This window comes from Hyphomonas sp., assembly GCF_046313735.1.
Lineage (GTDB): Bacteria > Pseudomonadota > Alphaproteobacteria > Caulobacterales > Hyphomonadaceae > Hyphomonas.
On sequence record NZ_JBKBXW010000062.1, the window covers coordinates 1 to 3,954 of the forward strand.

General features: G+C 63.0%; 2 protein-coding genes and 1 pseudogene. All 3 read left to right on the top strand.

What is annotated here, in order from left to right; all coding sequences use genetic code 11:
* Window positions 1-522 precede the first annotated feature (522 nt).
* Window positions 523-2,697, top strand: a complete 2,175-nt coding sequence (locus tag ACK4SV_RS16095; RefSeq protein ID WP_409918859.1) for a glycoside hydrolase family 3 N-terminal domain-containing protein — start codon at window positions 523-525, stop codon at window positions 2,695-2,697.
* 2 nt (window positions 2,698-2,699) lie between these two features.
* Window positions 2,700-3,776 (top strand): SMP-30/gluconolactonase/LRE family protein, encoded by a 1,077-nt coding sequence (locus tag ACK4SV_RS16100; protein WP_409918860.1) that lies wholly within the window; start codon window positions 2,700-2,702, stop codon window positions 3,774-3,776.
* Between the two features lie 12 nt (window positions 3,777-3,788).
* Window positions 3,789-3,954 (top strand): annotated as a pseudogene (locus ACK4SV_RS16105) (gluconate transporter); the annotation flags it as partial.

The window sequence follows — 3,954 nt, forward strand, 5'->3', positions numbered from 1 at the left end:
TGAGGTCGCTGTGGGGCAACCCGTGGAAGTTCGAGTCTTCTCGACCGCACCAGTATTCTTGAGGGCGCTGAAGAGAACCGCCTAGAATCAAAATTTCGGAAGCTGGCGAGACTACAATTGTTGCCCTGATTCCGAATTCTGGCGCGCGTCAGGAAGTGTCCCAAATACCTGGAAATGCGTGGCGATGCTGTGGGTGACTGTGAAGTTGCGCCGCAATTCGTGGGCTATGCTGGCAATCAGGCGTTTGACAGTCGCGCTTGCCAATGCCAGTCTTGGTAACGCTAACAATAAAAATACATGCGACATGGGGAGGAGGGGATGCAGCATCCCGTAAAGGCGCCGCCTGGCCGGCGCGTCCGGCGAACTCGTTTATCTGCGGCATTGGCGGCGCTCAGCTTTGTGACCGTCGCTGCCTGCGCAGTTTCCGGCCCAGGGGCCAGCGCACAGGAAGGCCGTGTTGCCACGGAAGCGAGCGATGCGGGCCTGCGCGGGGCAGACCGGGCACAGTTCATCCTTGAGAGGATGACAACCGCAGAAAAGCTCGGTCAGCTCAACCAGATGGCAGGCGGCCGCCAGATCGCGCTCAACTCCCGAATCAACGAGGCCGAGTATGACCGTGTCCGCGCAGGCGGTGTGGGCTCATACCTGCACGTCGCAGGCGCAGAATTCCTGGCTGAGCTGCAGCGCGTCGCCGTCGAGGAGAGCCGGCTTGGCATTCCGCTCCTGTTCGCGATGGATGTGGTTCATGGCTATCGTACGATGTTCCCGGTTCCTCTCGGGATCGCGGCGACGTTCGATCCTGCCGACGCCGAGCTTGCCGCCCGAGTGGCCGCCGTTGAGGCGACCAGCGCCGGCCTCCACTGGACCTTCGCGCCGATGATCGACATTGCGCGTGACGCCCGCTGGGGCCGCATTGTCGAGGGGGCAGGGGAGGAGCCCTTCTTCGTTTCGGCGATGGCCCGCGCGCAGGTGCGCGGCTATCAGGGCACGGATCTTTCACACTCTGACACAATCCTTGCCACTGCAAAGCATTTCGGCGCATATGGCGCCGGTGCCGGCGGGCGGGACTATGACAGCGCCGATATTTCCGAGCGCACGCTGTACGAGGTCTATCTGCCCCCCTTCTGGGCTGCAGCCGACGAAGGCGCGGGCAGTTTCATGGTGGCTTTCAATGATATCGGCGGCGTACCGACGACCGCCAACCGAGCGCTGTTGAACGACTTGCTACGAGGCAGCTGGGACTATCAGGGCCTTGTGGTCAGCGACTGGAACTCGGTCCTTGAGCTGATCAATCACGGCGTCGTCGAGACCCGCGCTGAAGCGGGCGCCCTGGCCCTGCTCGCCAGCGTCGATATGGAAATGACAAGTGGCATCTATGCCGCCGACATGGCTGAAGCCGTGGAGGCTTCGCCGGAAATTCAGGTGGCGGTCGACGCCTCTGTTCTCCGTGTGCTGATGGCAAAGGAACGCCTCGGCCTGTTCGACGCGCCGCTCGCCTATAATGACCCCGCCCGGGAGGCCGCCGTCATGCTTTCGCCGGAGCACCGCGCCGCCGCCCGTCAGGTCGCTGAACGGTCGATGGTGCTGCTTCGCAATGATACAGGCCTCCTGCCGCTCGCCGATGCGCCGGGCCGCGTCGCGCTGATCGGTGCGCTGGCGGATGATGCCCGTTCGATGATCGGCTCCTGGAAGGCGCAGGGCCAACCCGAAGACGTCACCACGCTCTTGGCCACGCTGCAGGAACGTCTGGGCGACAATCTCGTTTACGAACCGGGTGCGGGCACACGCGGCGAGGCCGACCCGGAAGCCATCGCCCGCGCCGTACGCGCGGCTGAAAGCGCAGACTTGGTCATTCTTGTCACGGGTGAGGACTACAATCTCTCCGGTGAGGCTCGCTCACGGTCTGACATCGCATTACCAGCGCCCCAGCAGGAACTGGCGCGCGCCATCCTTGCGACAGGCAAGCCGGTCGTCACGGTGCTGATGACTGGCAGGCCCCTCGATCTCGAGCCGCTGGATGCCGACGACGCAACCATTCTGGTCGCATGGTTTCCCGGTACCGAGACAGGTCCGGCCATTGCGAATGTCCTCTTTGGGGATGTCTCTCCCGGTGGCCGGCTGCCCGCGTCTTTCCCCCGCCGCACAGGACAGGCGCCGTATTTCATGGGCCACTACCCCACGGGGCGTCCCGCTGATCCGGACTTATCGAAAGACTCGGCCCGCTACATGGATATCCCGATCACCCCGGCCTATGCTTTCGGCCACGGCCTCAGCTATGCGAGCTTTGAGTATAGCGGATTGAATCAGTCCACTGACGAGCTGGTGCAAGGCGGGACAATTACGATCAGCGCGGACATTACCAACACGTCCGGCATCGATGCGGACGAAGTGGTCCAGCTTTACGTGCGTGATCCTGTGGCGCAGGTCGCCCGGCCGGTACAGGAAATGCGCGGCTTTTCCCGCGTGACCATTCCGGCAGGCGAGACGCGGCGGGTTGCCTTCACGCTCTTACCCGAACAGTTCGCCTATTTCGCGCCCTCCGGCCGGTTCGAGGCGGATGCCGGCCGGATCGATTTCCGCATTGGCTCATCCTCTGACGATATCCGGCTGACGGGCAGCTTCGACCTGCCGGCATCCGTCATAGCGGATGCGCCGGGAGCCGCGCTGGTCACCCGCGTCGAGATTGAGGGGGAATAGTCATGCAAGCATCACCACAAACCCGCACGGTTTTCGCTATCATGGCGGCAATGTGCTTCACGGCCTGCACCGAGACAGCCCCGCCCGCTGCCACGCAGCCGGATTCAACGCTGATAGCCGACGCCGCCGAGGGGACGCAGATCGTTATTCTCGACACTGCCCTCTCCGCGGACCTGCTGGTGCCCGGCGCCGGTGTTGAAAAACTGACAGGCGAGGACTTCATCTGGTCAGAGGGGCCTGTCTGGATCAAGGACGGACAGTATCTTCTGTTCACGGATGTACCGGCCAACACCATGTATAAATGGAGCGAGGCAGCGGGGCTCGACACCTTCCTTCACCCCGCAGGCCTTGAGGGCGACGATCCCGAAGGCATTATCGGCCAGCCCGGTGCCAATGGCCTGATCCGAGGCGATCAGACGGGCACGATTCTGCTTGCAGACCATGGCAACCGCGCCATCGCGCGGCTGGACCTCGCCACGAAGCAGAAGACCTTTTTAGCCACGGACCATGAGGGCAAGCGCTTCTCCAGCCCGAACGATCTCGTCCTGGCCGAAGATGGCTCGGTCTATTTCACCGATCCGCCCTATGGTCTGGCAGGCTTCATGGAGTCGCCCCACAAAGAGACACATTTCAACGGCGTCTATCGTTGGCATCCAGATGGCCGGGTTACGCTCATTGACGACCGCCTGACCCTGCCGAACGGCATTATCCTGTCGCCGGATGGGCGAACGTTGTATGTTGCCGTTTCTGATCCCGGCGCCGCCCAGCTGTTCGCTTATGATCTGGACACGGAAGGCGTTCCCACAGGACGCCGGATGCTGGCCGACATGACACCGATGGTGGGGGAAGCTCATCCCGGCCTTCCGGACGGCCTCGCAGTTGACACCGAAGGCCGCCTCTATCTTGCCGGCCCCGGCGGCGTGCATGTCTTCATGCCGGATGGCACACCCGTGCTGCGGATAGACACCGGCACAGCCGCCGCTAACTGTTCCTTCGGAGATGATGGCCGGACACTCTACATAACCTCCGGCCCCTGGCTTGGACGCCTCCGTCTCAACGCGCTCGGCCACGGCTTCTAGGATCGCGGTCAGGTGGGGGAGACAACCTACGCCTTCGTCATCGTCGCAGCGAGTATAGCGGCGCTTCTGGGCCTGATCCTCCGGGCACGGATACCGGCGTTCCTCGCATTGCTGCTCGTCAGCGTGGGCTTCGGTATCGTTTACGGCATGGAGCCTGCGGCTGTGATGCGGGCGATAC